This is a genomic window from Rugamonas rubra, assembly GCF_900114705.1.
GTDB lineage: Bacteria > Pseudomonadota > Gammaproteobacteria > Burkholderiales > Burkholderiaceae_D > Rugamonas > Rugamonas rubra.
In genome coordinates this window covers 38451-44750 of record NZ_FOTW01000038.1, presented here as the reverse complement: position 1 = coordinate 44750, position 6300 = coordinate 38451, and the positions used below count along the sequence as shown (strand labels likewise).

Annotated in this window: 7 protein-coding genes and 1 pseudogene; all 8 read left to right on the top strand. The window is 64.6% G+C overall.

Going from position 1 to position 6300, the window contains the following annotated elements:
- Positions 1–417 (top strand): annotated as a pseudogene (locus BM252_RS31270) (hypothetical protein); the annotation flags it as partial.
- Positions 418–964: 547 nt separating this feature from the next.
- Positions 965–1303: a hypothetical protein gene (locus BM252_RS27875; RefSeq protein ID WP_093390947.1), complete on the top strand. Its 339-nt coding sequence runs from the start codon at positions 965–967 to the stop codon at positions 1301–1303.
- Positions 1304–1377: 74 nt separating this feature from the next.
- Positions 1378–2124, top strand: a complete 747-nt coding sequence (locus tag BM252_RS27870; RefSeq protein ID WP_093390945.1) for an SDR family NAD(P)-dependent oxidoreductase — start codon at positions 1378–1380, stop codon at positions 2122–2124.
- A gap of 296 nt (positions 2125–2420) precedes the next feature.
- Positions 2421–2864: a tol-pal system-associated acyl-CoA thioesterase gene (gene ybgC, locus BM252_RS27865; RefSeq protein WP_425442385.1), complete on the top strand. Its 444-nt coding sequence runs from the start codon at positions 2421–2423 to the stop codon at positions 2862–2864.
- A gap of 40 nt (positions 2865–2904) precedes the next feature.
- Positions 2905–3594 (top strand): protein TolQ, encoded by a 690-nt coding sequence (gene tolQ / locus BM252_RS27860; protein ID WP_093390943.1) that lies wholly within the window; start codon positions 2905–2907, stop codon positions 3592–3594.
- Between the two features lie 15 nt (positions 3595–3609).
- The gene (locus BM252_RS27855; protein ID WP_093390942.1) at positions 3610–4047 is read left to right on the top strand and encodes an ExbD/TolR family protein; all 438 of its coding nucleotides are present in this window, start codon (positions 3610–3612) and stop codon (positions 4045–4047) included.
- A 22-nt stretch (positions 4048–4069) separates the two neighbouring features.
- Positions 4070–5017 carry a cell envelope integrity protein TolA gene (gene tolA, locus BM252_RS27850; RefSeq protein ID WP_093390938.1) on the top strand — a complete coding sequence of 316 codons (948 nt, stop codon included), beginning with the start codon at positions 4070–4072 and terminating at the stop codon, positions 5015–5017.
- 8 nt (positions 5018–5025) lie between these two features.
- Positions 5026–6294, top strand: coding sequence for a Tol-Pal system beta propeller repeat protein TolB (gene tolB, locus BM252_RS27845; protein ID WP_425442386.1), 1269 nt, complete (start codon positions 5026–5028; stop codon positions 6292–6294).
- Positions 6295–6300: the final 6 nt, after the last annotated feature.

The window sequence follows — 6300 nt, the reverse complement described above, 5'->3', positions numbered from 1 at the left end:
CTGCCCGGCCTGGCCGAGGGCAAGTACGAGCTGCAGGCCGAGGCCGACGGCGTCAAGAGCCTGGTGCGCCCGGTCGAGCTGGTCTTCGCCAAGCCCGCGCTCGACATCACCGCCAGCGTCACCACCTACAGCTCCGGCCTGAGCTTCAACCGCGCCACCCAGCAGTTCAGCGGCACGTTCAGCGTCACCAACGCCACCGGCGCCGCGCTGAAGGGGCCGTTCCAGGTGCAGTTCGACGCCCTGCCGGCCGGCATCACCCTGCTCAACGCCAGCGGCAGCCACGACGGCTCGCCCTACGTCAGCGTCAACGACTCAGGCCTGGCGCCCGGCGCCAGCTTCAGCTTCCCCGTGCTGTACCTCAACCCGGCCAAGCTGGGCCTGCCTTACACCAACAAAATCTATTCCGGTAACTTCTAAACGGCGCCCAGCCCCCCGGCCATCGACCGGCGTCGCAACGGCGCTGTTCGATGGCTCCTTCCCGACCGCGGAACAAGCGCCCCAGCCAGTCACTCGGCTGCCATGTTTCGGTGGTTTTTCGCAAGAAAAACATCGGCCATGGCCAAGCCAGCGCAAACGTGTCTCGAGATTAACGCCATCCACGTCACACTTCTCCCGCCGCGCGCCTCAGCAATCACAGATTTAAATCGGATGAGCCCACAGCGCATAGCCGCAACTAAATGCCTTACTCAATAAAATTTCCAGCAAGAAACTAATTTCGTGATAAGATTTCTATTGAGAAATACTCGAAACAACAAGAACCGGCCACAAGCCGCATGGATAGGCGATGCAACCCTCTGCGGAGGCTGGCACCTAAGCTCGCGCCGGTCGAATGGTTCAACAAGCAACGAGTCGTAATTAAAATGCATTTAGAATATATTTATTGCAAGCAAAGAGACAATCAAGCAACTCAATAGATATTGTCGCAATTAATAAATTAATAATGAATATTATAGAAGGATATAGTTTGCAGCATTCCTCGTTCTCTCAGGCCATCCTGGTGCTGACCCTACTCACCGCCGCCACCGGCACTTTGGCGGCTCCCGCCACCGCCAGCGCACCCCAGCTCGACAGCAAACAGGTCGACAGCAAGCAGCCGCCCGCCCGGCGGCCGGACCTGGTCCTGGCCCAGATCGACGAGCCGGCGGCGCGACCGCGCCAGCCGGGCGCCGACGCGCCAGCCGCCCCGCAGGCCAAGGCGCCGGCCCTTGAAAGCCAGCCTTCCGCCTGGCTGATCCTGTTGCTCGGCGCCATGGTCATCGTCCTGCGCTGGGCCGCCCAGGTGCGCAGCCGCCCCTTCGAATAGGCATCCAGCGGCCCCCGCCTGCCGCTTTCGGCTACAATTTTGTGCATCGCTCCCACCACGCACAAGGATTCCACATGATCGTCTTCATCACCGGCGCCACCGCCGGCTTCGGCGCCGCCATGGCCCGCACCTTCGCCGGCCACGGCCACCGGGTCGTCATCAGCGGCCGCCGCGCCGAACGCCTGCGGGCGCTGGCCGCCGAATTGGGCGAGGCCGCCCACGCCGTCGAGCTCGACGTCACCGACAAGGCGGCCATCCGCGCCGCCCTCGACGCCCTGCCGGCCGGCTGGCGCGACATCGACGTGTTGGTCAACAACGCCGGCCTGGCGCTGGGCACCGCGCCCGCCCACGAGGCCTCGCAGGACGACTGGGACACCATGATCGCCACCAACTGCACCGGCCTGGTGACGATGACCCGCGCCGTGCTGCCGGCCATGGTGGCGCGCGGCAGCGGCACGGTGATCAACATCGGCTCGACCGCCGGCAGCTATCCCTACCCGGGCGGCAACGTCTACGGCGCCACCAAGGCCTTCGTCGAACAGTTCACGCTGAACCTGCGCGCCGACCTGGTCGGCACCGGCGTGCGCGCCACCAACCTGGCGCCCGGCCTGTGCGGCGGCACCGAGTTCTCCAACGTGCGCTTCAAGGGCGACGACGCGGCCGCCGCCAAGGTCTACGAGGGCACCACCCCGCTGACCGCCGAGGACATCGCCAACACCGCCTACTGGATCGCCACCCTGCCGCCCCACATCAACATCAACAACATCGAGATCATGCCGACCTGCCAGGGTTTCTCGCCGTTCACCATCAAGCGCGTCTAGCCCGCCCCGGCGCCGGCGGCGAGCGCCAACCGGCGCGAACCAGCCGCCATCGCCCGCGCAAGCGCCGCCAACGCCGCCAACGCCGTCATTCGCGGCGCTGCGCGGCGGTCCCGGCAAACATTTCAGCTATGAAGCAAAACGTAAGCGGTTGTTACAATGCTTGGCAATTTGCCTGTCATCGGCTTTACTGCTCGAGCTACAACTTTAAGCGCCATTCTTGAAGAAAACACGGAATTTTCGGCATTTGCGGGAATTTAGCCGTCGAAGCTTCAATGATTATGACAAACTGGCGTAAAATGTTGCTCAATCTCATTAGTAGTGAATCAATCATGTCTGCAGAGTTCACCTGGAACGTCCGTGTCTACTATGAAGACACCGACGCCGGCGGTATTGTCTATTATGCAAATTATCTGAAATTCTTCGAACGCGCCCGCACCGAGTGGCTGCGCGCGATCGACATCGGCCAGCACGCCCTGCTGCAGGAGCACGACGCCATGTTCGTCGTCAAAAACGTCAGCGCCGACTATCACGCGCCGGCTCGGCTCGATGATGTACTAAAATTAACGCTGAAAATCGAAAAACTGGGCCGCGCCTCCATCCTGTTCGTGCAGCAAGCCTGGTGCGGCGATGTTCTGCTCAACACGGCGCGCGTCAAGGTCGGCTGCGTCGACTCGGCGTTGCGCCCGCGCGCGGTTCCGCCTGCGGTGGCGGCCAAAATGGCCGGCGTCGTCGCCGGCTGAACCGCCACCACACACCATAAGCACACCTGACTGATATCCAATGAACGTCACCCAAGACCTGTCCTTCCTGTCCCTCATCACCAACGCCCACCTGATCGTCCAGCTGATCATGGCGCTGCTGCTCGGCATTTCGCTGACCAGTTGGACCTATATCTTCCGCAAGATGTACGCGGTGCGCGCGGCGCGCCGCCAAACCGTCGAGTTCGAGAAGAACTTCTGGGCCGGCGGCAACCTGCACGCGCTGCACCAGAGCGCCGGCAAGGACCGCGCCCACAACGGCGCGCTGGCCCGCATCTTCGAGGCCGGCATGGGTGAGTTCATCAAGGGCAAGGCCTCCTACGGCACGCGCGACGCGCTCGACGTCGGCGCCGTGCTCGACGGCGCCCGCCGCGCCATGCGCGCCGCCTTCCAGCGCGAGATGGACGTGCTCGAAGCGCACCTGGCCTTCCTCGCCTCGGTCGGCTCGGTGTCGCCCTACATCGGCCTGCTCGGCACCGTCTGGGGCATCATGAACGCCTTCCGCGGCCTGGCCAACGTACAGCAGGCCACCCTGGCCGCCGTCGCGCCCGGCATCGCCGAGGCGCTGATCGCCACCGCCATCGGCCTGTTCGCCGCCATCCCCGCCGTGGTCGCCTACAACCGTTTCGCCCACGACATCGACCGCCTGGCGATCCGCTTCGAGAGCTTCGTCGAGGAATTCTCCAACATCCTGCAACGCCAGTCGCGTTAATGAGGCACTGAGACCATGGCATCCTCCTTTTCCAGCAGCATGCGCGGCGGCCGCGGCCGCAAGTTCAAGTCCGAGATCAACGTCGTGCCCTACATCGACGTGATGCTGGTGCTGCTCATCATCTTCATGGTCATGCCCTCGTCCAACAACCCGAGCGTGGTCGACCTGCCCAACGCCGAGAAGACCACCCGCCCGCCCGACGACTACATCCAGATCGTGCTCAAGCCGAACGGCGCCCTGTCGATCGGCGTGCAGGGCAAGGAACAGGAGGCGCCGGAGACGGCGCCCAACCGCGACGCCCTGCTGCGCAAGCTGCGCGTGCTGCACGAGGGCCATCCCGAGTACCCGGTGCTGATCGCCGGCGACAAGGAAAGCAAGTACGACGACGTGATCCAGCTGATCTCCGAGTCGAAGAAGATGGGCATCAACCGGGTTGGCCTGGCCACCAAGTAAGGCGATAGAACCAGTGCAGACGATGAATCCCGCAACCACAGGCGGCCCCTACAAGGTGCCGCGCGAACACGACGGCTGGCGCGCCATTGCGCTGGCCGCGGCCATGCACGCCGGTCTGGTGTTCTTCCTGTGGGTCGGCGTGCATTGGCAGAGCAACGAGCCGGTCGCGGTCGAGGCCGAGGTGTGGGACATGAAGGTGCAGAGCGCCGCCCCGCCGGCGCCGCCGGCGCCCGAGGCGCAGCCGGAACCCGAGCCGGAGCCGACCCCGGCCGTCAAGCCGCCGCCGGTCGCCCCGCCGGTGGAAACGCCGCCGACGCCTAAGGAGCCGGACATCGCGCTCGAGCGCCAGAAGGCCAAGTTGAAGGCGATGAAGGAAAAGCAGGAAGAACTGAAGCAGGAGCGCCTGAAGCAGGAGGCCGAGGACAAGCTGGCCAAAGTTAAGGCCAAGGAGCTGGCCGACAAGAAGGCCGCCGAGCAAAAGCTCAAGGATGAAAAGCTGAAGAAGGAACAGGCCGAGAAAGACAAGAAGGAACAGGCCGAGAAGGACAAGAAGGCGGCCGACAAGCTGGCCAAGACCAAGGCCGACAAGGCGTCCGACAAGGCCGCCGAGAAGGCGCGCGCCGCCGAAATGAGCCGCCTGACCGGCGCGGTCGGCGCCGGCACCAGCGGCACGGCGGCCAAGTCGACCGGCCCACGCTCGGACGGCAGCTACGAGGCGGCCATCCGTGGCAAGATCAAGGGCAACCTGGTCTACAGCAGCACCGACGACTCGCTGGTCGCGACCTTCAAGATTACCCAATTGCCCACCGGCGAAGTACTGTCGGTGCGCAAGACGAAAAGCAGCGGCGTGGCCGCTTATGATAGCGCGATAGAAAATGCGATCTTCAAATCCTCACCGCTGCCGAAGAAGAAGGACGGCACGGTCGAACGCGAATTTGAGGCCGTCTTCAACCTAAAGGATTTGCATTAATGGCTACCATGAACAAACTGAACCACTACATCATCTACGCCGGCCTGGCGATCGCCGCCAGCAGCGCCCAGGCGCAGATGCGCATCGAAATCTCCGGCGTGGGCAGCAACCAGATCCCCGTCGCCGTCGCCGCCTTCGCCGACGAGTCCGTCGCGCCGGCGCAGATCTCGGCCATCATCAAGGCCGACCTGGAGCGCAGCGGCGCCTTCAAGATCATCGACGCCGGCACCATCAGCGACGTCAACAACATCGACTACGGCGCCTGGAAGTCGCGCGGCGCCGACGCCCTGGTGGTCGGCAGCGTGCAGGCCCTGGCCGACGGCCGCTACGACGTGCGCTACAAGCTGCTCGACACCATCAAGGCCGGCAAACTGTCCCAGCTCGACCAGTCGCTGGCGCCGCAGTTCACCCGCCTGTCGGCGCACCGCATCGCCGACGACATCTACCTGAAGCTGACCGGCGTGCGCGGCGCCTTCTCCACCCGCATCGCCTACGTCACCCAGGAGGGCCGCAGCTACCGCCTCGAGGTGGCCGACGCCGACGGCGAGGGCGTGCAGGTGGCATTGCGCTCGAACGAGCCGATCATCTCGCCGTCCTGGTCGCCCGACGGCACCAAGGTCGCCTACGTCTCCTTTGAGCAGAAGAAGCCGGTGGTCTACGTGCAGAACCTGATCACCCGCGCCCGCACCGTGGTGGCCAACGAGAAGGGCTCGAACTCGGCGCCGTCCTGGTCGCCGGACGGCAGCAAGCTGGCCGTCGCCCTGTCCAAGGACGGCCACACCCAGGTCTACACCGTCAACGCCGACGGCAGCGGCCTGCGCCGCGCCAGCAACAGCAACGGGATCGACACCGAGCCGCAATGGTCGGCCGACGGCCAGAGCATCTACTTCACCAGCGACCGCAGCGGCGGCCCGCAGATCTACCGCATGAACGCCGGCGGCGGCGACGCCAAGCGCGTCACTTTCGGCGGCAGCTACAACATCAGCCCGCGCATCAGCTCGGACGGCAAGACCCTGGCCTTCATTTCGCGCCGCGACGGCGGCGCCTTCCAATTGTTCGTGCTCGACCTGGCCAGCGGCCAGGAGCAGCGCCTGTCCGACACCACCAGCGACGAGTCGCCCAGTTTTTCGCCGAACGGCAAGTACATTTTGTACGCCACCGAGTCGGGCCGCCGCAAATCGCTGGCCGTGGTGTCGGTCGATGGCCGCGTCAAACAACGCCTGACCACCCAGGCGGGCAATATCAAGGAGCCCACCTGGGGTCCTTTCATGCAGTAACCTTTT